This window comes from Glutamicibacter sp. (assembly GCF_035257265.1).
Lineage (GTDB): Bacteria > Actinomycetota > Actinomycetes > Actinomycetales > Micrococcaceae > Glutamicibacter.
This window is the reverse complement of the sequence record NZ_DATEXC010000053.1, coordinates 102,661-124,165: the sequence shown is the minus strand read 5'-3', so window position 1 is coordinate 124,165 and position 21,505 is coordinate 102,661. Positions and strand designations below refer to the sequence as shown.

Sequence of the window (21,505 nt, the reverse complement as noted above, 5' to 3'; positions counted from 1 at the left end):
TCAGAGCTTGCTTGTGTGCCAGTCTAACCATGTGCTGGCACCTGCGATAGCCACTAGTCGGCTGTGGCAGCTGCCTCAGGATCTTCACCGTTGGTCATTGCTAGCAGACGGCGGAAGATTGCAGGTCCTTCGTCGCCGATTCCATCGTGGTGGAAATCCTCGGTGACCCAGGCTTGCAGCCCGTTGACTTGGGAAGCGGTGCGTAAGGAAAGTTCGCGGTCCACATAAACATCGTCGTGATAAACCGCTGCCGCCACCGGAACGGTATTCTGCGAAAGAACATCCAGATCGTAGAGGGGCTCAAAATGTTCGTGCTCAGCTAAAATTCTTGCCACCTCCTCGAATGGCCGGAGTGCCGGATCGTCGGTGAAATGCCAGCGATAGATCATTTCTCCGGTCAACAGGGGGGTGTCTGATTGTTCTGTGAAATCTGGATATTCTTCCATGACGGACTGGGCTGCCCAATTGGTAGCTGCGCCTTGGGCATAGATGGTCTCATGCATTAGCGCGTAGAGCGGGTTCGTGGCGAAAGAGGCTTGGGCGTAGAGCGTCGCCAAGAAGGTGTCGGAAAGCCGTTCTCCGCCGGGCGTCTGTATCAAGGCTTCTTCAAAGACATGGTGCAGCAGGTGCACCCGAGTATTGCCGCCTAAGAACATTCCCAGCATCTGCACCAGGGGCACGGTGACCTTGCGGCCGTCGGGCAGCAATTCGTCGTCGTTGTGCCTTAGATGATTGTAAATCTTGTGCAGCGTATCGAAATCCTGTGGGTACCAGGAGAAATACTCACGGTTACGTTCGGCCATGCGCTGATACGTAGCGCGGTAGACGGTCTGCGCATCGCCGTCCAATGACGCCAGGCCTCCGGTGACCAAACAGCGCTCCAAAGAGTTAGGGAACATGGATAGATAAGTCAGTGTGCAGAAGCCGCCATAGCTCTGACCCAAGGTGCTCCACTTGTTGATATCCAAGTGTTCGCGCAGTGCCTCGGCATCTCGAACGATTGAGTCCGCGCGGAAGTGTGACAAGTAGCGGGCCTGAGCTGCAGCGTCGCCGCGCAGTCCCAAAGACTGCCGGTTAGCCGGGGTGGAGAGGCCGGTACCACGCTGATCTAGTAGTAGTACGCGGAAGTCTTTGGTAGCTTCGGCTAACCAGCCGGACAAGGAACCAGGACGTGGTGATTTACCGCCCGGACCGCCTTGCAGGAACAGTAACCAAGGCTTTGACTCATCGGTGCTAATTTCGCGGGCGAAGACGGTGATTTTCTCGCCGTTTGGCTCGTGATGATCCAGAGGGACTTCAATACGGTGTTCGGTGACGTTCATGCCGCGGTAGTGAATCATCGAGCCATCTCCTGTAGTGCGTCGCCATCTAGCCGGCGGGTGCTCCAGCCGTCCATGGTGGACGAACCGATCGCATCATAGAATCCAATGGCGGGAGCATTCCAGTCAAGAACGGCCCATTCCAATCTGCGGTAGCCGCGTTCTATGCAAATTTGTGCGAGTGTCTTCAACAGCGCTGTTCCGGTTCCCTCGCCACGTTCGCTTTCACGAACGTACAGGTCCTCCAGGTGAATACCATGACGTCCTTCCCACGTGGAGTACGTCAGAAACCACATGGCGATACCGACTAATTGGCCTGACTCGTCTTCGGCTACGTGCGTGAAGAGTTTCGGGTCTGGGCCGAAAAGGTGCTTTTCAAGCTCCTCAACGGTGTTTTTGACCGCGTCAGGTTCCTTCTCATAGACGGCTAGTTCGTGGATTAATTCCAGGATCTGGGGGCAGTCTGCGAGGCGCGCTTCTCTGATTGTGCTCATGTGTTTAAGCTTACCGTTGTCATGTAGCTATATCGTCGGTGACCAGTCCTAAGGTTGAATTCATGATGGGTGGACACCACGCCATAAGCGGCGCGGCCGCCTGGCTTGCAATAACAACTCCGGTAACGGTCGGTTCGGTGAATCTTGGATTCGGCGTACTCCATATGGAGCGGTGGGAAACCTTGGCTGGCGCGATTGTTTGCGCCGGGGCGGCGTTACTTCCTGATGCGGACCATCACAAGGCGACGATTGCGCGTTCCTTGCCACCATTTTCTAATATCGTGACCCGGGTGATCGGTAAGGTTGCTGGCGGGCACCGAAATGGTACCCACTCAATTTTGGGGATCTTGTTCTTTATATTTATTGCCTGGTTGGCTGATTCTTGGTCAATGGAGTTGGACCAGCTGGGGGTGGTCTATCCCGGGGCTGCGCTCTTCGCGATTTTGCTGATTTCCTTCGCGGTAAAGAGCGTGAAGTTCATGCCTCCACTTTTGTGTTGGGTGATTGCGCTGGCTGCTGGCGCGTTTGTTGGAATGAACGCTCCGGATGAAAGAGCGTGGTTCCCACTGGCGGTCACCGTTGGAGTGATCGTTCACATCGTGGGGGATATGCTCACCATTGGCGGTTGCAACCTGTTGTGGCCGATCAAGATTGGCGCGCCACGCTGGTTCCGCAAACTACCAGTGGTCGGTGACTGCTGGAAAGCGAACGGGAGGGTAGCACTTCCGATTCTTGCCGAAACGGGGTCGAAGGCTGAATGGATACTAGCGAGCCTCATGACTTCCTACGTCGCGATCGCAATTATTCTGACCTAGTGGGCACAATCGTATTCGGTAATGCTAACTCCCGAATCGAAAGTTCGGGTCCGGACGTGAATGAACTCAACAGGCTGATATCTGAGCGAGCCGAACAAGGGAATCCCTGATCCGAAAACCAAGGGGTTGCGTTTGAGAACTAGTTGGTCGATTTCCGGCAGGAGTTCACCGGCCAGCTCTCCGCCGCCACATAAATATATGTCCAAACCTGTTTCGTGCTTCAGCTCGCGGATTTTGGCGAGCGGATCATGGGTCAGTTCCACATTATCTGGCACGCTTCGCGAATTTTTGGACGCCACTATTTGGTGTAGGTGTGCGTAGGGAGAATCGAGCCCACCGTTGGATTCCGGGTTGTAGGTATTCCAACCCATGATGACGGAATCAAATTTCGTCCTTGGCGCCGTGAGCCCTAAAGCTTTCTGGACGTGGGAAGGAACTGCGTCACCGTATTCTCTAAGGACTACTTCCATGTGGTCTCCTTCGATTGGGAAACCTGAAGGATCGCCATTAGGCGCGGCGATATATCCATCGAGGCTAACCGCTACGTAGTAGACGAGCTTGCGTGCCATCATGAACTCCGCCCAGTGGTGAATAGAATCCACGACAAAGCCTAGGGTAGGAAGTTCTCTGTGGCTAGAGAGTTGGAAGAAACTCCAGCCTGCCGCAAATCTACTTAGAGGGTTGCGGGCGCAATTGTTAGTCCGAGTGCATTCAATGGTTTGTTCTATACCGTGACGAATGACGATACGTTTCTCAAACAAACCTGGTGCTCCAGAGGCAGCGACAAAAACAGGTTTCGTGCCACATTGTTGTGACGGGCGTGAAACCACTTCCTGGAAGCGATCGAAGCTTGGTTGAAAGCACCCCGGATGTGTTTGAGATGGAGCCTGCGCAGGGTCTCGATTGCGAACGACGTGCAGACTGTCCGTTTAAAGTTCCTCTGCCATCAAGCTGGGCTGTGAAGCTAGAAGCTGGGTTTCCAATTTGTGATCGCGTCAACCAATTGATCTGGCGGCATTGCACTGTCGAGTCGAAGCACAGGTTTATTGACAATTTCAAGCCGCCTCTCGTGGCCAGCCCGGCTCCTTCCTTCGAATGCGGGGTTGTCATAGCCCGCGGCCCATTCAAGGAATCGATTCCACGAAATTTCGTCAAATCTCGCATCGGATCTGCGAATATCCTCACGTTTCTCCAAACGACGGAGCCGTTCCTCGGAATCAAGAATGAGGAAAATAACTGCGTCGCATTGTTCAATCACAGTCTCTCCCCATCCGAACAAGGATCCTGAGAGAACCCAAGCATCACGTGGTAAGAAAAGGGATCGCATTAAGTGCAGGCGCTCATGCTCGGCGCGTTTAGCAACGTACGGAGGATCCGTTGGCAGCCAAAAATAATCGTCCGTATCTGCATGCGGTACCGACCAATAGTTTGCCAGCGCACGGCCTAACGTCGTGGTACCGGAGCCACTGGCACCCATAATATGGATTTTCGAACGTTTCATCCCACTGATTCTTGCATGCTTAGCCGCCAGACACACTGGAGGGTAGAATTTCCGCTACCCGCATTCAAATTCGTTGCCATTCCCAGATTTCCCCCATCGATTAGAGACAGTCGTTAGCCATGATTTCCATGGCGGTTGCACTCCTGACGTCACACATTTGCACCACCCCTTGGACATCGCTGGAGCCCAAATGCTTCCGGGGATCATAAAGCGACATGGAATTAAATGTCTCGCGCCAAGGATTTTCCTAAGCTGGTAGTGGGAAAAAATCCGAAACAGGAACATACAGTCTTGACTTCGTAGAAAGGTTTCGGTGAAGGCGGTGATTTTGGCTAGGTATCCTTTCTAAATGGAACCTTTGAATCAGCCAATCTTGGATGCTGCTAATTATCGGCTGCGTCCGTTCGAGATGAAAGATGCTGAGGTAGTTCGTGAAGCGTCAGCCGATCCATTGATTCCTCTGATTACTACTGTTCCGACTAGTGGTATCGCTGCAGATATACGCGACTTCATCGGCAGACAGCATCAACGTCTGATCACGCGGTCCGGTTATTCATTCGTAATCGCCGATGCAGGTTCTGACCATGCTGTGGGCCAAATCGGGCTATGGCTTAAAAACGTTGAGCAGGGGCGTGCCAGTGTTGGATACTGGGTTGGCGCTGCTCATCGTAACAAGGGGATAGCCACTCAGGCCCTAGATACCTTGTCCAATTGGGCAATCAGACAACCGGAGTTACACCGGTTAGAGCTCTACGTCGAGCCTTGGAACGAAGGTTCCTGGAAAGCAGCGGAGCGGAGTGGCTACACCCGTGAAGGCCTGTTGCGAAGCTGGCAGGAAGTCGACGGGTTACGTAAGGACATGTACATGTATTCTCGTCTCAAATAAAGAATATTCGAATGGTGCGATTGGATACTGATTAGGTCCGCGCACCGTCCAAGTAATCTAATGGATGTACTTCTATGCTTCATAACTAATCGGAAAATCCGACGAGTTTTTAGGCCGGGCTCTCAACAGATGGCAGTTTTGCGTTGCTGGCTCAAAAGTTGCTTGTAAAGTAGGGCAATATGCCGTTGGGACGAGAGTATCGGAAGCTTTGGGCGGGTAACGCCGCCTCGAATTTCGGAGACGGTATAAGTTTTGTTGCCATTCCGCTCTTGGCTATTGAACTTACCTCAGATCCTGTGCTGATCGCCGGCCTAACGATGGTCTATTCCGCAGCAAGGCTCATGGTGGTACTGCCCATCGGCGCGTTGGTTGATCGGCTAGACCGTAAAACCATTTTGTGGTCCGCGAATCGTAGTCGAAGCTTTCTTTTGATGGGATTGGCCATACTAATAGCCAACGGGGCAGGCTCAATCGTCTTGCTCTATGTAGTTTTTAGCCTGATTGGTATCCTAGAAACAGCTGCGGATAACTCAGCCCTATCGATATTGCCGTCAATAGTTGACGTCGAAAGTTTAGACAAGGCGAACAGCCAGATTACAGCGACTCAACTTGTTGCTGATGAGTTCGTTGGCCCTCCCGTTGGAGGGCTGATGTTTGCAGCCGCAGTATCGTTACCCATTGCAGTCACGGGCAGCGCCTACGCCGCAGCCGCACTATTCTTCTTGGGAATGTCCGGCACATTTCGTGATAAAGCGCGAACGAAACATCCTGCCTCTTTACGTCGCGAAGTGTTTGAAGGCGGTGCATGGCTCGTTCGGCACAAGCTTTTACGTGCCTTGGCATTTGTCACCGGGCTGGCCAGCATCGCTTACATGATGCCGTTCTCAATTCTTGTCGTCTTCGCCGAGGACGTCTTGGGACTGCAGCCAGAAGGCTATGGTTTATTACTTTCCATATCGGCCCTTGGCGGCCTCCTTGGCTCGGCCATTGCCCCAAGACTACGGCGCAAATTGGGGTATGCGACGCTGACAACAGCAAGCCTAGGTCTTGGTTCAATTAGTCTGTTCGCCATCTATCTGACTGATATTCCATGGCTGGCGGCGGCGCTGCTGGCCACTTACATTCTGCATGCCGTTCTTTTTGGTATCTGTGTCAGTTCATTGCGCCAACGGCTAGTCCCGGATGAATTACGTGGAAGGGTCACTTCAGTCACCAAATTGTTTGGACTTACTGGACTTACCATCGGCTCTGGCCTCGGAGGGATATTGGCGACAGTGGGTAGCCTAGCGACTCCATTTTTAGCCGGAGCCGTTGTTTTTTTCGTCTGCGCGCTTGTTGTCTGGCCGAGCATTCGAACTTGGGAAAATAGCGACGCCTCGAACGGGTGAGATTCGCTCAGCAATGACACCAATAGCCGAAGAGGTTCTAGCCCTCTTGGGTGCAGCAAATTGAGTCGTGTCGTCAAGGATGTATGAGACTCTCTACTGGCGCAGCAAGATCCTCGAATCCCAAGTCTTTGGGGCTCTATTGAGAACTGTGCTTACGGCGGTTTTTCTTCACAACAGTATCTTGGCGTATTTGAAGCCGCGAAACTCTTTTCCGCGTGGGAACAACAAATGAGACAAGAACACTATTGAAAGCGCGGCAGTCGAAACTTTGCTAAGACAAAGTTCGTGCACTGCAATGAGCTAAGGAATGCCGAAGAAGAGATAAAGCTCCCGGATGCCGCAACGAAATCTGTGAGCCGATGGCTTTGAGGAACTTAGTAAGAACCGTGCAAGTCTTGGTTCTTTGTCTTCTTCGGTAGTCCTATACCCGGACGCACCACCCCAAGAGCGAAGCGGTACGAATCCGGGTTTAAGGTTGGTTGCCGGCCACCTTCGGGGCCCAGCTTACATAGAGTAATCCGGTACCAACGAGTACCAGTCCCAGCTGCAGGAGTGTGGGAAATAAGCCTTCAACGGTGAAGAGCACTGCGTAGTTGTTGATCAGTGCGAGCCATGCGATAAACATGACGAGGCTGCCGAGCATGCGCAGTCGAATGCGATCCATGGCCACGACCTTACCGTTGCACAGGCGCGAAAGTACTCCATATTAAGCGAATATTTCGTGAACTATGAATGACTAATCCATGCGCCCTACAGCGGTCACCGTAACGACTGGATGACCTGCTTCGTCAGAGTCGTCTAGGGAGATGGTTGCGTTGATGCCCCAGTCGTGATTTTCGTCCGGATCGGCGAAAATTTGACGTACTTCCCAGATTCGATTTGGTTTCTCATTGACCACGAAAAGGTCCGAACCGCGGCCGTTAGGTCCGTCGTCAATATCTTCATGTTCTTCGAAATAGCTATCCAAGGCTTCGGCCCAAGCATCTGCATCAAAACCATTGTGTCCATCTAATTCGCCCAGCGCCTGATCCTGCTCGTCGGCGAAAAGCTTCACTCGACGGAACATTTCGTTGCGAACCATCACCTTGAAGGCACGCACGTTAGTGGTGAGCTTATCCGGAGCTGGGGGAGTGATCTCGGTTTCCTCGTGCAGCTCGCCTCGCGAGAGCTCTTCCCACTCGTCCAAAAGGGAGGAGTCGATCTGGCGGATCAATTCGCCAAGCCACTCGATAAGATCTTCTAGATCTTCGCGTAGCGAATCCTGTGGCACGCTCTGGCGTAGCGCCTTGTACGCGTCGGTGAGGTAGCGCAATAGCACGCCTTCGGAGCGGGCAAGCTGGTAGTACTGGACGAAGTCAGAGAAGCCCATGGCTCGCTCATACATGTCCCGCACCACTGATTTGGGCTGTAGCTCGAAGTCAGCCAGCCAGGGGGCACCAGAACGGTACTGTTCAAACGCAGCTTCAAGCTTTTCGGCCAATGGCTGCGGATAGGTAACCTCTTCCAAAGCAGCCATACGCGCGTCGTAGTCCATCCCGTCGGCCTTCATTGCGGCGATAGCCTCACCACGGGCTTTCTTCTCCTGGCCGGAAAGCACTTGGCGGGGCTTCTCCAAGGTTGCCTCGATGACCGAGACTACATCTAGCGCGTAGCTCGGCGAATCAGGGGAGAAGAGCTCCAGCGCTGCGAGTGCGAAAGGCGACAGTGGCTGGTTCAATGCGAAGTTCTGCTGCAGGTGCACCGTTAGCTCGTAGAAGTTGCCGTGTTCATCGGGTTCATTGCGGCGAACCACCACTCCGGTGGTGATCAGCTCACGCAGAATCCCCAAGGCACGCAGCTTCAGCTTGCGCTGCGATGCCGGTGTTTCATGATTCTCGGTGAGGATGCGTTTGGCTGCTTCGAAGGAGTTGCCTTCACGTTCCAGCAAGTTGAGCAGCATCGAGTGGGAGACCTGGAAGGAAGACTTCAGCGTTTCAGGTTCCGCATGAACGATCTTGTCATAGGTCTTCTCGCCCCAGGTGACAAAGTTCTGTGGTGGCTTCTTCTTGGGGATCTGCTTGAGTTTGGAAGAGCCTTCGCCATGCTTCTTCAAAGCCTTTTCCATAGCTTTGTGATTTTCAATCGCGTGTTCCGGCGCCTGAACCATCACGGTACCCGCAGTGTCAAAACCTGCTCGTCCGGCACGGCCGGCAATCTGGTGGAATTCGCGGGCGTTGAGGATGCGGGTGCGTGTGCCGTCAAATTTGGAAAGGGCTGTCATCAACACCGTGCGAATTGGCACGTTGATGCCAACACCCAAGGTATCGGTGCCGCAAATGACCTTGAGCAGTCCGGCTTGAGCCAACTGCTCTACCAACCGGCGGTATTTAGGCAGCATGCCTGCATGGTGCACACCGATGCCGTGGCGCACTAGACGGTTTAGCGTCTTTCCGAATCCGGCAGCGAAGCGAAAACCTGCCACCAGTTCGGCTATGCGGTCCTTTTCCTCACGGGTACAGACATTGATACTCATCAGCCCGGTGGCGCGATCAATCGCATCCAACTGCGAGAAATGCACGATATAGATCGGGACCTGCTGGGTTTTGATTAGTTCCTCGACGGTTTCCTGAACCGGTTCCATCGAGTAATAAAAATGAAGCGGGATAGGACGCTCGGAGTGGGCAACGGTGACAGTGGTCTTTCCGGTGCGCTCTTCCAGCTCCTTTTCAAAGCGTGAAACATCACCCAAGGTGGCGCTCATCAGCAGGAATTGCGACTGTGGCAATTCAATAAGTGGTAGTTGCCAGGCCCAGCCACGTTGCGGGTCTGCGTAGAAGTGGAACTCATCCATGATGACCATGCCTGCGTCGGCACGTGAGCCTTCACGCAAGGCGATGTTCGCTAGGATTTCTGCGGTACAGCAGATGATCGGAGCGTCGGCGTTCACCGAGGAATCGCCGGTGACCATGCCAACGTTTTCGGCGCCGAAGATCTTACACAGGTCGAAAAACTTCTCCGAGACTAATGCCTTGATCGGTGCGGTATAGAAGCTGATTTCGTCGCGTGCCATTGCGTAGAAGTGTGCGGCTATGGCTACTAAGGACTTACCCGAGCCAGTAGGCGTCGCCAAAATGACGTTGCTTCCGGCGGCCAAGGCCATAGATGCCTCGTCCTGGGCTGGGTACAAATCAATGCCACGGGTGGTTACCCAGCGGCCAAAGGATTCGTAAATCTCGTCGTCGGAAACGTTCTTGGCATCTGCAGGCAGGTAATCGGTAAGCAACATGATGTTCTAAGCCTATCTCGTTGAGAAGTATGACCCGGCGCTAGTGCGGAAAGTAGTGTGGGGCTAGGCTGGCGAACATGAAGTGGGATCCGAGCAAATATACAGAATTCGCCGATTACCGCGGGCGGCCCTACGAAGATTTATTAGGGCAGTTAGGCGACATCTCACCCCGAGTGGTTGTGGATCTAGGCTGTGGCCCGGGCAATAAGACAAACCTGTTGGCTCAACGGTGGCCTGCTGCACAAGTGAAAGGACTAGATTCGTCGCCGGAAATGATCGCCAAGGCTCAAGACACGGTACGACTGCAGAATCTAGACTTTGAACTGGTTGATGCGCGCCAGTGGCACCCAGACGACGAAGTTGATCTGCTCTTTTCAAATGCGATGTTGCAGTGGCTCCCCGAACACCGTCAGCTGTTGAAGACCTGGCTGCACGATCTGAAGACCGGTGCGTACATAGCCATACAGGTGCCGGGGAACTTTGGCTCGGCCGCACACACCGTGATGCGACAGATGGCGGACTCGAGTAAATGGGAAGAGCGGCTTTCCGGGGTGCTTCGCCATGATGACGCCGTAAGCGAACCGGAGTTCTACCAGCAACTGTTGCTTGAGGCGGGATTTCAAGCCAACGTCTGGGAGACGACCTTTCATCAGGTGATGATCGGCCAGGATCCAATTCTGGACTGGGTGCGTGGAACGGCGCTGTTGCCGGTCAGAGCAGCTCTCAGCGACAAGGATTACCTAGATTTCGAAACGGACTATTCACGCGAGGTTTCTACACACTATCCGTCATTTGCAGGGCCGGACGGTTCAGAGCTAACAAATTTTCCGTTCCGAAGAATCTTCATGATCGGCCGCAAACTCAGCTGAAAGTAACCTGCGTCAGGGAATGTCTGAGATTGCGAGTCAGGGATCCACGGATGAGAACATCCGTGGATCCCTGACCTCATACAGGAGTACATCTTCTTTGATGGTTGCCAGCCTTTACCAGCCGCGCTGACGCCACTCGTCCAGGTGCGGCCGTTCGTTTCCCACGGTGGTGGAGCCTCCATGTCCGGGAAGGACATGGGTCTCATCCGGGAATCTTTCGAATATACGTTCGGATACATCGTTGATCAGCGACTCGAAACGTTCGGGGTCTTTCCACGTATTACCTACCCCACCGGGAAAAAGACTGTCGCCACTGAAGATGACCTGCACTCCCGAAGCGTCACGCAGTGCATAGGCAATGGACCCAGGAGTATGGCCACGCAGATGAATTGCCTCAAGCTGCACTTCTCCAATTAGGATCTGATCCCCATGCTTCAAACCGTCCGAAATCTCCACCCCCGACTCTTTGCCAATGCCAGCAACGTCCTCATTCCCTGCATAGGTAGGAACCTTGTATGTTGTAACAGCTTCGGACAGCGCGCGTACGTGATCCCAATGCTCGTGGGTTGTCGCGATGCCAACTATCTGAGGTGCAGGTCCGTCTGATGCTGCACTGTCAATAAGTTCTTGAATCGCCGGCATATTATCGGCCGCATCGATGATCAATTGTTTTCCACTAGCGCGTTCGGTTACCAGGTAGACATTGTTATTCATGTCGGACACGCTCACCGAACGAATGGTGACATCGTTTAAGAGAAGTTCGCTCATACGCTTTAGCCTACGTGGGGCCGACGCTCGAACGCGATAGGCTCTGGTGGTCACTCAAATACATTGCACTGAATGGAGCACCCATGGCTGTCCTCGATTTTATCCGTATCGACCCCACATCGGGTGTGGCACCGTACCAGCAGGTCCGCGAACAGATCTTAGCTAGTATCGCGCGCAATGATTTGGCCCCGGGGACGAAGCTGCCTTCGGTCCGAGCGCTCGCCGGTGACCTCGATCTTGCGGTGAACACCGTCGCGAAGGTTTACAAGGAACTTGAAGCGCAGGGTGCTGTGGTGACTCGTGGGCGCCATGGAACGATCGTGCAAGCAACGGATGATCGAGGTGATCAGGAGGTCAGCGACGCCGCAGCCGACCTGGCGAGGGTCTCCCAGACCTGGTCAGTCGATGAAGAAACCGCGGTGAAGTATTTGCGGGCAGCCTTCAGCTCATTGCCACGCTAAGCCTATCGATGCCGTAGCTTGGCTCTCTCCTCAATGCGTCCGAATTGCATCCGGCGAAAGAAGCCTCAGGGTATTGGTTCAGCACTAAGCGACGAGGACGGTCCGAGTCACTCGTTGCTCGGGGAGGGGTACGCTGACATGGAATCTTACCGCTCTGATGGCGTTGGTATGATCCACTGTTTGGAAGTGCTCCAGGGAAGATCTGGCTGAACCTCAGAACCCTTTCAGAAGCAGCTCCGACTTCGTCCAGAGCTGTGTCGCGATCCGCGGAACATGCATCTGGGGATTAACTTTTGTAGCGATTCTGCGGGTCTCGTAATATGCGCCTGGAAGGAACGATTCATTCGGGGTTCCTTGAGCAAGCCAAATTAGCTGGTCTGCACCCTGTTCCGGAGTTACGGTAAAAAGAAGTTTGAGCGGTCCGTGATAGACACGTCGCATGAAGTGCGTGGTGTCACTGGCAAAGTTGCTTGCGACGATACCCGGGTGGAAAGCAACCGCAGTAACACCACGCGCCCCGAACCGGTGCTGTAATTCTTGAGTAAAGAGGATATTGGCAAGTTTTGCATTGCCATAGGCCTTCTGCGGCGCGTAACCGACCGCATTTTGCAGGTCATCGAGGTCCAACCGTGCGAAAACGCGAGCAGCCACACTGGCTGTTTGAATGACGGTGGCGCTCCCTGCGACGAGTGCTGGCATGAGCAAACGAGTTAGCAGAAAGGGTGCGAGGTGGTTAACCTGAAATGTCTTCTCATACCCGTCGACCGTAATGACACGTGGCCCCATGATACCGCCGGCATTGTTCGCTAGTACGTTGATCACAGGGTATGACTCTAGGAGCGTGCTCGCGAGCCGCTGCACCTGAGCAAGGTCGGCGAAATCCGCCACATAAAAGGGAATGTCGAGCTCGGCGGCCAGGTCCTTAGTTTTGCCCAGCGAACGTCCAACGATGACGACGCGATGACCACCTGCAACTAGCTTGCGCGCAGCGGCTGCGCCGATGCCGTCGCTACCGCCGGTGATGACAATGGTTTTTCTCATGTTGAACTCGTTCCTAGATGTCATCGCACGCCCGACGAAAGATATCGCGTTCGATACTTGCTGCAACCCGTGGATGTGTCCATCCGGTAGATCTCCATGCGTGGTTCTATCCTTGCCGTGGTCCGGCTCCGCATTGGCGGGACGAAGACGTTAAGTTCATCCTAATGGAAACGCGGAACCATGGATCGAACCAGCTCCTAGGGCTTCCACCGCGGGGACCAGACAGCCATTCATCGTGGTCCGGGCTTTGACACTCCTCATAATATTTGAACTCGCTGGGTCTTGCTGGGAGGAATCTGCGGGCCTGGATCAGCCGAGCCACGGAGCTTGTCTGGCACCCGAAAAGCCACTGGACCAGTAAGTCTGCGGCCCGAGAAATCAATCGAATATCGCCCTTCGCGAACGTCTCACAGATTTGTGCCACATGCCACGTTTATTCGAAGTAGTTTTCGATTAGTATTACCTCGTGGCTATTACTGCAGAAAGCAAAAAACTCGATTTGTCCCGTCTGATCGTCAAGGGTGCGCGTGAGCACAACCTCAAGAACGTAGATGTGGATCTTCCGCGTGACGCGATGATCGTCTTTACCGGGTTGTCCGGTTCTGGTAAATCATCTCTGGCCTTCGACACGATTTTCGCCGAAGGACAGCGACGCTACGTGGAGTCCCTCTCGGCATATGCGCGCATGTTCCTGGGTCAGGTCGACAAACCGGACGTAGATTTCATCGAAGGTCTTTCCCCGGCAGTGTCGATCGACCAGAAATCCACCAACCGCAACCCGCGCTCCACCGTTGGCACCATTACCGAGGTGTACGACTATATGCGCTTGCTCTGGGCCCGTGTGGGACACCCGCACTGCCCCGAATGTGGTGAGCCAATTTCCAAGCAGTCGCCGCAACAAATTGTTGACCAGCTGCTGGAAATGCCAGAGAAGACACGATTCCAGGTGCTCGCACCCGTGGTTCGTGCGCGCAAGGGAGAGTTCGTTGATCTTTTCACGGAGCTTTCCTCCAAGGGCTTTGCCCGCGCACGGGTAGATGGCAAAACTATTCAGCTTTCAGACCCACCGAAGTTGGGCAAGCAGATCAAGCACACCATCGAGGTGGTCGTTGACCGCCTGGCGATCAACGACACAGTGCAACAGCGGTTGACCGACTCGGTAGAAACCGCATTGAACCTTGCCGAAGGCCGTGTTCTGGTGGACTTCGTTGATCTTGAAGAAGATGATCCCAAGCGGGTACGTGCATTCTCCGAGAACCTTGCGTGCCCGAATGAGCACCCATTGGCCATCGACGAGATTGAGCCGCGCACTTTCTCCTTTAACAACCCTTTCGGCGCATGCTCCGCCTGTAGCGGCATTGGCACCAAGCTTGAGGTTGACGAGCACCTGATCATCCCGGATCCAGAGCTTCCCTTGACCGAGGGGGCCATTGCCCCGTGGTCCCTGGGTAAAGCGACTACCGAGTACTGGAACCGTCTGATTGAAGGCCTGGGCAAGGAGCTGGGGTTCACCATGGACACCGCCTGGCAGGACCTTCCGCCAGCCGCGCGTCAGGCAATCTTGCACGGCAAGGATCATAAGGTGGTCGTGCAGTACAAGAATCGCTTCGGCCGCGAGCGTAAGTACTCCACCGGGTTCGAAGGTGTCATCTCCTATGTTCACCGCAAGCATCAGGAGACCGAGTCGGACCATGCCCGTGACCGCTACGAGCAGTACATGCGTCAGATCCACTGCCCGACCTGCGGTGGAGCGCGACTGAACCCGGCGTCACTGTCGGTGCTGATCGGTGGAAAATCGATCGCCGCGGTGGCAGCCATGGACCTGCGTTCGGCCGCAGAATTCCTGACCAGTCTAGAACTCAGCGAGCGCGAGGCGCAGATCGCCAACCAAGTATTAAAAGAAATTGGCGCCCGCATGAAGTTCTTGCTGGACGTGGGGTTGGAATACTTGACCCTCGAGCGTGCAGCTGGCACCTTGTCAGGTGGCGAAGCTCAGCGTATTCGCCTGGCCACACAAATTGGTTCCGGTCTGGTGGGCGTGCTCTACGTTTTGGACGAGCCGTCCATTGGATTGCACCAGCGCGATAATCGCCGGTTGATTGAAACCTTGTTGCACCTGCGTTCGCTGGGCAACACGCTGATCGTGGTTGAACACGATGAAGACACTATCGCCGAGGCCGACTGGATCGTGGATATTGGTCCGGGCGCCGGTGAACACGGCGGCGAGGTCGTACACTCCGGCTCGCTGGAAGAACTGAAGAAAAACACTCGCTCGTTGACCGGCGACTACCTCTCGGGACGTAAGCAGATTGAGCTGCCGGCCAAGCGCCGAAAGATCGATAAAAAGCGTGTGCTGAAACTGGTGGGGGCGAAGGAGAACAACCTGCAAGATGTCACGGTGGACTTCCCTCTGGGCGTGCTCACCGCGATTACCGGTGTCTCCGGTTCGGGTAAGTCGACTCTCGTTAACGACATCTTGTACAAGGTGCTGGCCAATAAGCTCAATGGTGCCAAGCAGGTTCCCGGCCGCCACACCCGTGTGGTGGGCCTAGACCAGCTGGACAAGGTTGTGCACGTCGACCAGTCGCCGATTGGCCGCACTCCACGCTCAAACCCGGCCACTTATACCGGTGTGTTTGATAACATCCGCAAACTTTTCGCAGAAACTAACGAAGCGAAACTGCGCGGTTACCAGCCTGGTCGTTTCTCCTTTAACGTCAAGGGCGGACGTTGCGAGTCATGCTCGGGCGACGGCACCTTGAAGATCGAAATGAACTTCCTTCCTGACGTGTACGTGCCGTGCGAGGTCTGCCATGGAGCGCGCTACAACCGCGAAACCTTGCAGGTGCTCTACAAGGGCAAGAACATTTCAGATGTGCTGAACATGCCGATAGCAGAGGGTGCCGAATTCTTTGCTGCTTTCACACCGATTGCCCGTCACTTGCGGACGCTTGTTGACGTGGGACTGGGATATGTGCGTTTGGGTCAGCCAGCCACTACGTTATCCGGCGGTGAGGCTCAGCGAGTGAAGCTTGCCGCAGAACTGCAGAAGCGCTCTAATGGTCGCTCCATTTACGTGTTGGACGAGCCGACCACCGGGTTGCACTTCGAGGACATCCGCAAGCTGCTCAAGGTCCTTCAAGGATTGGTCGACAAGGGAAACACCGTGTTGACCATTGAACACAACCTTGACGTCATCAAATCCGCTGACTGGGTGATCGATTTGGGTCCCGAAGGCGGTTCAGGCGGTGGCACCATTCTTGCGACCGGTAGCCCGGAGCAGGTAGCAAAGGTGGCAGCTTCACACACTGGAAAGTTCCTTTCCGAGGTTCTCTAGTTCAACAATTCACTACTGAAGCGGACCCACTGAATATGCGATTTCAGTTATGGATTGCTTACGTGAGTCCGCTTCATGGGAAGATGTCTAGGTGAATATGTCGGTAACAAGTGTGCTCTTTGATCTGGACGGGACTCTCGTGGACCCGGCGGGTTCCATAACATCCGGAATTCGTCAAGCCCTCGTGGCCAATGGCGTCAGCGATCCGGGGGAGGAAGCTGTCGAAGCGTTGGTGGGTCCACCCCTGCAGATCGGTCTGCGCACCCTTGATGGTGTCAACGATGGGAATATCGAGGAGATCATTGCGGATTACCGGGCCCGTTATGCCGAGGTAGGTATGGCGGCCTCTCGGGTCTACCCCGGGATTCGCGAACTTTTGACGACTTTGCGCGAAGCCGGGATTTACGTTGCGGTGACTACCGCTAAACCAGAACCTATCGCGCGAGAACTGATTAGCAAGCAGAACCTTGATTCGTCGTTAGATGCGATCTTCGGGAATGCATCAGAACACGGAACGATGGGATCAAGTAAAACTCATATTGTTCAGGCCGCGCTCACCGCAGGTAAGCTAGACCCGGCGAGTTGCGTTGTCGTGGGGGATCGACACTACGACCTCGACGCGGCACATGAAAATTCTGTGTCGTCTATCGGTGTCGCCTGGGGATTCGCGCTTGAAAACGAACTGGACGATGCCGACCACCAGGTAGCAACCGTGCAAGAGCTTGCGGCGCTGCTGCTTGGCGAAGAAGTAGCCGCGCAGTTAGCAGGAACAATGATGCAGGAGGGACAGAAGTAATGAGTCTTTACACTATGACCCGTTCCTCGATCCGCGGGATGCTACACACCTTGTGCCGCCCCGAAATCACCGGCCTGCACAATGTGCCCAAAGATGGCGGATTTATTGTCGCCTCAAACCACTTATCTTTCCTAGACTCGATTATCGTCCAGGCGCTTACTCCGCGAGATGTCGCGTTCTTTGCGAAAGCGGAGTATTTCACCACTCCGGGTATCAAAGGCAAAGCCATGAAGACCTTCTTCGAATCTGTCGGTTCTATCCCGGTACAACGTGGTGAGCAGGCAGCTTCCGTGGCCGCATTGGACTCGCTGGTAGAAATCATTGAAAGCGGAAGCGGAATCGGTATTTATCCTGAAGGTACGCGTTCTCGTGACGGGAAGTTGTACCGCGGACGTACCGGTGTGGGTTGGTTGGCGCTGACCACCGGTGTTCCTGTGATCCCAGTGGGACTAATTGGCACCGAGAAACTTCAGCCTGCGGGTGCGAAAGGGATTCGTCCCACCAAATTCTCCATTCATTACGGCGAACCGTTGTACTTCGAGCAGTTGGGACGTAAACACCCATTGCCGGAGCGGCGACGTGCCACCGACAGGATTGTCGACGCAATTGCCGAGCTAAGCGGACAGGAACGCGTCGACTCGTACAACCAGTTGCCACCGGACGCGAAGTAGTTATGGCAGATCCAGCCAGTTACCGCCCCAAATCATCTGACATCCCCACAAAGCCCGGCGTCTATCGTTTCCGCGATGAGCACGGTCGGGTAATTTATGTCGGCAAAGCCCGCGTGTTACGCAACCGGTTGGCGTCCTATTTCGTAAACCCACAGCGACTCACGGCTAAAACACGAGCCATGGTATTCACCGCGACGAGTGTTGAATGGACCACCGTAGGCTCGGAGCTTGAAGCACTGCAGCTGGAATACACCTGGATCAAGGAATACACCCCACGCTTTAATATCGTCTTCCGGGACGACAAAACCTACCCGTATCTTGCCATCACGATGGATGAAAAGTTCCCTCGGGCCCTGGTAATGCGGGGGGATAAACGCAAGGGTGTTAAATACTTTGGCCCGTTCTACCCGGCTAAAGCAATCCGCGAAACACTCGACACGCTTTTACGTGTATTCCCGGTCCGTACCTGCGCTCCTGGGGTTTTCAAGCGTGCCGAAGCATCGGGGCGACCTTGCCTGTTGGGCTATATCGATAAGTGCTCCGCACCGTGTGTAGGCCGTATCAGCCCTGAGGAACACCGGGATCTTGCCGATGACCTTTGCACTTTTATGGGTGGAGAAGCAGGGAAATTCACGCGCCAACTTACCAGTCAGATGCAAGAGGCAGTAGGCAAGCTCGAATACGAAAAGGCCGCGCGCTATCGCGATGACATTGCGGCGTTGAATAAGGTCTTCGAACGTAATGCCGTAGTACTTGCCGAGAATACCGAGGCAGATGTTTTCGGTATCCATGCAGATGAACTCGAAGCAGCCGTGCAGGTCTTCCACGTAAGAGATGGCAGAATTCGTTCACAACGCGGCTGGGTCGTGGAAAAGGTTGCGGATCTAACCGACGCGGAATTTGTGGAGCAGCTGCTTACTCAGGTTTATGCCGATCATGCGGACCGGATCCCTCGCGAAGTGCTGGTCCCGACCTTGCCCGACGATATTGAAGACGTAACAACCTGGCTGACCGAACTGCGTGGATCCAATGTATCGCTGAGGGTTCCACAGCGCGGTGACAAGGCAGCGCTGGCTTCGACCGTGGTTGAAAACGCCGAACAAGCATTACGTTTGCACAAGTCCAGACGAGCCGGAGATATTTCGACGCGTTCGGCCGCAATGCAAGAACTCCAGGAAGCATTGGGCGCGGAAACTGCGCTATTACGTATCGAATGTTACGACGCTTCGCATACGCAGGGAACTAACGTTGTTGCCTCGATGGTGGTCTTTGAAGACGGGCTGCCGAAGAAGAGCGAGTATCGAAAGTTTTCGATCACCGGTGATGCTGCACGTGATGATACTGCCAGCATGTATGACGTCATTTACCGTCGTTTCAACAGGTATCTGAAGGAAAAACTTGACCCGGAAACGTTTAGTACCGGGGAAGTTGAGGCCGGAACAACCGAGAAGAAAAAATTCGCTTACCCTCCGTCGCTAGTGATTGTTGACGGTGGCCCGCCACAGGTTGCAGCCGCCCAGAAAGCCTTAGATGACCTGGGTATTGATGATATTCCGGTGGTCGGACTAGCGAAACGTCTCGAAGAGCTATGGTTGCCAGAAGACCCGTTCCCGGTCATCTTGCCTCGTGCTTCAGCCGCGCTGTATTTAGTACAGCGGCTGCGCGATGAAGCGCACCGTTTCGCCATTACGTTCCACCGGGCGAAGCGTTCTAAATCGATGATCTCCTCGGATCTGGACGCTATTAGCGGTTTGGGCAAGTCCAAGCAGGAAGCGTTGCGTAAACATTTCGGGTCAATGAAAAAGATCCGAACTGCAACGCTGGAACAACTTATGGAAGTCCCCGGAGTCGGCGAAAAACTTGCGACTTCCATCAAGGAATCCTTAGAAGATACTTCACGTGCCGGTGTGAACATGACTACCGGTGAAATTGTCGACTAGCCTTGAGTTATGACCACCGAGTATGAAGCTGTAAAACCTCCGGAATCCGAGCTCGTGATCGTCACGGGCATGTCTGGCGCGGGACGAACCACTGTTGCCCATGCGCTGGAAGACCTTGGCTGGTACGTGGTGGAGAACCTGCCACCATCGATGCTGGGGATGCTCACCGAGCTGATGAGCCGTTCGCGCGGAACTATTGCACGACTTGCAGTGGTCATGGACGTTCGCTCGAAGGATTTGTTCCCAGAGATTCGTGAATCTTTGGCCTTGCTGACCAGCGGTGGGGTGAAATACCGCATGGTGTATCTGGATGCCAGCGACGAAGTTCTGGTTCGACGATTCGAACAGGGCCGTCGCCCGCACCCGCTGCAAGAAGACGGACGTATCCTCGACGGTATTCAACGTGAGCGCGACGTTACCGGACCGCTACGCGAAGCTGCCGAACTGATCTTGGACTCGACCTCCATGTCGGTCCATGACCTCGCGCGTTCGGCCACCGAGTTGTTCGCTGAATCCGGGCCAATCATTCTGCGTATTAACGTGATGAGCTTTGGGTTCAAATATGGTCTTCCTACCGACGCCAACTATGTGGCAGACGTACGTTTCATTCCCAATCCACACTGGGTCCCCGAGCTACGCCCGCAGACCGGCAAAGACAAAGAAGTCTCAGATTACGTCTTGAGTCAGCCGGGAACCAATGAATTTATCACTAATTATTTGAAGGCACTGGAACCAGTATTTGAGGGGTACCGCCGCGAAAACAAGCACTATGCCACCATTGCTGTGGGTTGCACCGGCGGCAAGCACCGTTCGGTCGCGACTACTATCGAATTGGGGCGTCGCTTGGCGCAGCTGCCAAACGTGCGAGTGAATATCACGCACCGTGATCTAGGCCGGGAGTAGTTTTCGATGGCATTCGCAACGGGACCTATCCCGATTCAGGGTCTTACCCGGCCCGATGATATGCGCAACCCTTCGGTGGTTGCGTTGGGTGGAGGACATGGTCTGTCCGCCTCGCTTTCGGCACTTCGCCGGCTAACTACCGAATTAACCGCGGTAGTGACGGTGGCAGACGACGGTGGAAGTTCAGGCCGCTTGCGCGGCTCCTTTGACGTCTTGCCGCCAGGGGATTTGCGCATGGCGCTCGCTGCGCTCTGTGACGATAATGACTGGGGCCGTACCTGGCGCGATGTCATGCAACACCGGTTTAAATCAGATGAGCATCCCGAAGAACCGCTCAACGGCCACGCGGTGGGTAACCTGCTGATTCTCGCACTTTGGGAACTGCTGGATAATCCAGTAGCCGGCTTGCGCTGGGCCGGTGCGCTATTGGGCGCACGCGGTCAGGTACTCCCGATGAGCACCGTTCCCTTGTCCATTCATGGTGAAGTCCTTGAAGCGGACGAAGTGACCGATACGCTGATTAAGCGACGCATCGACGGACAAGCCCGACTGGCGGCTGCCGGCGGTGGGGGATTGGTCGCTAACGTCCATCTCGAACCCGTTGACGCGCCAGCGTGTTCCGAAGCGTTGGACGCGATTGAACTGGCCGACTGGGTCATCCTTGGCCCTGGGTCCTGGTATACCTCAGTATTGCCGCATTTATTGCTACCCGATATGCGTCAGGCCCTTGCCGATACAACCGCCAAAAAACTGCTGACCATGAACCTTGCCACGGACACCGCGGAAACCACTGGAATGGACGCTGCAGCGCATCTCGAAGTGTTGGGACGCTATGCTCCAGAAGTAAAATTCGATGCGATTATCGCAGATGAAGCGCGGATTCGTAACAAGGAGAGATTTGAGCTGGCAGCGCAAAAACTCGGTGCGCGTGTCTTCTTTAGTAGAGTAGGGGTATCTGACGGTCGTGCCGAGCACGACCCGTTGCGCTTAGCGGCGGCCTATCATGAGGTGTTTACCGCAATAGGATCCTAATCGGATCTATGTAAGGGAG

The 21,505-nt window shown here is 54.6% G+C and carries 19 protein-coding genes; 11 read left to right on the top strand and 8 right to left on the bottom strand.

Translation table 11 applies throughout. The annotated features are described in order from the left end of the window. Nucleotides 1–53: 53 nt before the first annotated feature. A complete protein-coding gene (locus tag VJ369_RS14735) occupies nt 54–1,340 on the bottom strand; it encodes an alpha/beta fold hydrolase (RefSeq protein WP_324092809.1) in 1,287 nt (428 codons plus the stop codon). Then, nucleotides 1,337–1,813 carry a GNAT family N-acetyltransferase gene (locus VJ369_RS14730; protein WP_324092808.1) on the bottom strand — a complete coding sequence of 159 codons (477 nt, stop codon included), beginning with the start codon at nt 1,811–1,813 and terminating at the stop codon, nt 1,337–1,339. Before VJ369_RS14730 ends, VJ369_RS14735 begins: the two co-directional genes overlap by 4 nt. A 62-nt stretch (nt 1,814–1,875) precedes the next feature. On the opposite strand from VJ369_RS14730, the gene VJ369_RS14725 reads away from it, so the two are divergent. Further along, complete coding sequence (locus VJ369_RS14725; RefSeq protein WP_324092807.1) at nt 1,876–2,628, top strand: metal-dependent hydrolase; 753 nt, start codon at nt 1,876–1,878, stop codon at nt 2,626–2,628. Here VJ369_RS14725 and VJ369_RS14720 read toward each other — a convergent pair. Together VJ369_RS14720 and VJ369_RS14715 are read right to left on the bottom strand one after the other, a co-directional pair. Continuing rightward, nucleotides 2,625–3,230 carry a dihydrofolate reductase family protein gene (locus VJ369_RS14720; RefSeq protein WP_324092806.1) on the bottom strand — a complete coding sequence of 202 codons (606 nt, stop codon included), beginning with the start codon at nt 3,228–3,230 and terminating at the stop codon, nt 2,625–2,627. The two genes, VJ369_RS14725 and VJ369_RS14720, sit on opposite strands and share 4 nt — an antisense overlap. 362 nt (nt 3,231–3,592) lie before the next feature. Beyond that, nucleotides 3,593–4,129, bottom strand: coding sequence for an AAA family ATPase (locus tag VJ369_RS14715; RefSeq protein WP_324092805.1), 537 nt, complete (start codon nt 4,127–4,129; stop codon nt 3,593–3,595). A gap of 349 nt (nt 4,130–4,478) precedes the next feature. Between VJ369_RS14715 and VJ369_RS14710 the strand changes: the two genes are divergently transcribed. After that, entirely contained in the window at nt 4,479–5,015 is a 537-nt protein-coding gene (locus VJ369_RS14710; RefSeq protein ID WP_324092804.1) for a GNAT family protein, read from the top strand. Between the two features lie 179 nt (nt 5,016–5,194). Continuing rightward, complete coding sequence (locus tag VJ369_RS14705; RefSeq protein ID WP_324092803.1) at nt 5,195–6,403, top strand: MFS transporter; 1,209 nt, start codon at nt 5,195–5,197, stop codon at nt 6,401–6,403. Nucleotides 6,404–6,872: 469 nt separating this feature from the next. On the opposite strand, the gene VJ369_RS14700 is transcribed toward VJ369_RS14705, so the two are convergent. After that, the gene (locus VJ369_RS14700) at nt 6,873–7,067 is read right to left on the bottom strand and encodes a hypothetical protein (protein ID WP_324092802.1); all 195 of its coding nucleotides are present in this window, start codon (nt 7,065–7,067) and stop codon (nt 6,873–6,875) included. A 72-nt stretch (nt 7,068–7,139) separates the two neighbouring features. Then, the gene (locus tag VJ369_RS14695; protein WP_324092801.1) at nt 7,140–9,668 is read right to left on the bottom strand and encodes a DEAD/DEAH box helicase; all 2,529 of its coding nucleotides are present in this window, start codon (nt 9,666–9,668) and stop codon (nt 7,140–7,142) included. A gap of 77 nt (nt 9,669–9,745) precedes the next feature. Here VJ369_RS14695 and VJ369_RS14690 point away from each other — a divergent pair, with 77 nt between their 5' ends. Beyond that, nucleotides 9,746–10,537, top strand: coding sequence for a methyltransferase domain-containing protein (locus tag VJ369_RS14690; protein WP_324092800.1), 792 nt, complete (start codon nt 9,746–9,748; stop codon nt 10,535–10,537). 114 nt (nt 10,538–10,651) lie between these two features. On the opposite strand, the gene VJ369_RS14685 is transcribed toward VJ369_RS14690, so the two are convergent. Further along, complete coding sequence (locus VJ369_RS14685; protein WP_324092799.1) at nt 10,652–11,305, bottom strand: MBL fold metallo-hydrolase; 654 nt, start codon at nt 11,303–11,305, stop codon at nt 10,652–10,654. Nucleotides 11,306–11,388: 83 nt separating this feature from the next. Between VJ369_RS14685 and VJ369_RS14680 the strand changes: the two genes are divergently transcribed. Next, nucleotides 11,389–11,766, top strand: a complete 378-nt coding sequence (locus VJ369_RS14680) for a GntR family transcriptional regulator (RefSeq protein WP_324092798.1) — start codon at nt 11,389–11,391, stop codon at nt 11,764–11,766. A 213-nt stretch (nt 11,767–11,979) separates the two neighbouring features. Here VJ369_RS14680 and VJ369_RS14675 read toward each other — a convergent pair whose 3' ends face one another. Continuing rightward, complete coding sequence (locus VJ369_RS14675; protein WP_324092797.1) at nt 11,980–12,807, bottom strand: SDR family NAD(P)-dependent oxidoreductase; 828 nt, start codon at nt 12,805–12,807, stop codon at nt 11,980–11,982. Nucleotides 12,808–13,273: 466 nt separating this feature from the next. Here VJ369_RS14675 and uvrA point away from each other — a divergent pair, with 466 nt between their 5' ends. From uvrA to VJ369_RS14645, 6 genes are all read left to right on the top strand, one after another. Further along, nucleotides 13,274–16,144, top strand: a complete 2,871-nt coding sequence (gene uvrA / locus VJ369_RS14670; protein WP_324092796.1) for an excinuclease ABC subunit UvrA — start codon at nt 13,274–13,276, stop codon at nt 16,142–16,144. A gap of 97 nt (nt 16,145–16,241) precedes the next feature. Beyond that, on the top strand, nt 16,242–16,940 hold the full coding sequence (locus VJ369_RS14665) for an HAD hydrolase-like protein (protein WP_324092795.1): 699 nt from the start codon (nt 16,242–16,244) through the stop codon (nt 16,938–16,940). Continuing rightward, nucleotides 16,940–17,611: a lysophospholipid acyltransferase family protein gene (locus VJ369_RS14660; protein ID WP_105673745.1), complete on the top strand. Its 672-nt coding sequence runs from the start codon at nt 16,940–16,942 to the stop codon at nt 17,609–17,611. The genes VJ369_RS14665 and VJ369_RS14660 overlap by 1 nt, the downstream gene beginning before the upstream one ends. A 2-nt stretch (nt 17,612–17,613) precedes the next feature. Continuing rightward, on the top strand, nt 17,614–19,551 hold the full coding sequence (gene uvrC / locus VJ369_RS14655; protein ID WP_324092794.1) for an excinuclease ABC subunit UvrC: 1,938 nt from the start codon (nt 17,614–17,616) through the stop codon (nt 19,549–19,551). Between the two features lie 9 nt (nt 19,552–19,560). After that, nucleotides 19,561–20,454 (top strand): RNase adapter RapZ, encoded by an 894-nt coding sequence (gene rapZ, locus VJ369_RS14650; protein ID WP_096254575.1) that lies wholly within the window; start codon nt 19,561–19,563, stop codon nt 20,452–20,454. A 6-nt stretch (nt 20,455–20,460) separates the two neighbouring features. After that, nucleotides 20,461–21,486, top strand: a complete 1,026-nt coding sequence (locus VJ369_RS14645; protein ID WP_324092793.1) for a uridine diphosphate-N-acetylglucosamine-binding protein YvcK — start codon at nt 20,461–20,463, stop codon at nt 21,484–21,486. Nucleotides 21,487–21,505 lie beyond the last annotated feature (19 nt).

Bases quoted from the DNA above. Each gene is read 5' to 3' on its own strand.
- VJ369_RS14705 (WP_324092803.1), top strand. From the start codon at position 5,195: ATGCCGTTGGGACGAGAGTATCGGAAGCTTTGGGCGGGTAACGCCGCC.
- VJ369_RS14675 (WP_324092797.1), bottom strand. From the start codon at position 12,807: ATGAGAAAAACCATTGTCATCACCGGCGGTAGCGACGGCATCGGCGCA.
- VJ369_RS14730 (WP_324092808.1), bottom strand. From the start codon at position 1,813: ATGAGCACAATCAGAGAAGCGCGCCTCGCAGACTGCCCCCAGATCCTG.
- VJ369_RS14645 (WP_324092793.1), top strand. From the start codon at position 20,461: ATGGCATTCGCAACGGGACCTATCCCGATTCAGGGTCTTACCCGGCCC.
- VJ369_RS14735 (WP_324092809.1), bottom strand. From the start codon at position 1,340: ATGATTCACTACCGCGGCATGAACGTCACCGAACACCGTATTGAAGTC.
- VJ369_RS14695 (WP_324092801.1), bottom strand. From the start codon at position 9,668: ATGTTGCTTACCGATTACCTGCCTGCAGATGCCAAGAACGTTTCCGAC.
- rapZ (WP_096254575.1), top strand. From the start codon at position 19,561: ATGACCACCGAGTATGAAGCTGTAAAACCTCCGGAATCCGAGCTCGTG.
- VJ369_RS14690 (WP_324092800.1), top strand. From the start codon at position 9,746: ATGAAGTGGGATCCGAGCAAATATACAGAATTCGCCGATTACCGCGGG.
- VJ369_RS14715 (WP_324092805.1), bottom strand. From the start codon at position 4,129: ATGAAACGTTCGAAAATCCATATTATGGGTGCCAGTGGCTCCGGTACC.
- VJ369_RS14725 (WP_324092807.1), top strand. From the start codon at position 1,876: ATGATGGGTGGACACCACGCCATAAGCGGCGCGGCCGCCTGGCTTGCA.
- uvrC (WP_324092794.1), top strand. From the start codon at position 17,614: ATGGCAGATCCAGCCAGTTACCGCCCCAAATCATCTGACATCCCCACA.
- VJ369_RS14710 (WP_324092804.1), top strand. From the start codon at position 4,479: ATGGAACCTTTGAATCAGCCAATCTTGGATGCTGCTAATTATCGGCTG.
- VJ369_RS14665 (WP_324092795.1), top strand. From the start codon at position 16,242: ATGTCGGTAACAAGTGTGCTCTTTGATCTGGACGGGACTCTCGTGGAC.
- VJ369_RS14660 (WP_105673745.1), top strand. From the start codon at position 16,940: ATGAGTCTTTACACTATGACCCGTTCCTCGATCCGCGGGATGCTACAC.
- VJ369_RS14700 (WP_324092802.1), bottom strand. From the start codon at position 7,067: ATGGATCGCATTCGACTGCGCATGCTCGGCAGCCTCGTCATGTTTATC.
- VJ369_RS14685 (WP_324092799.1), bottom strand. From the start codon at position 11,305: ATGAGCGAACTTCTCTTAAACGATGTCACCATTCGTTCGGTGAGCGTG.
- VJ369_RS14680 (WP_324092798.1), top strand. From the start codon at position 11,389: ATGGCTGTCCTCGATTTTATCCGTATCGACCCCACATCGGGTGTGGCA.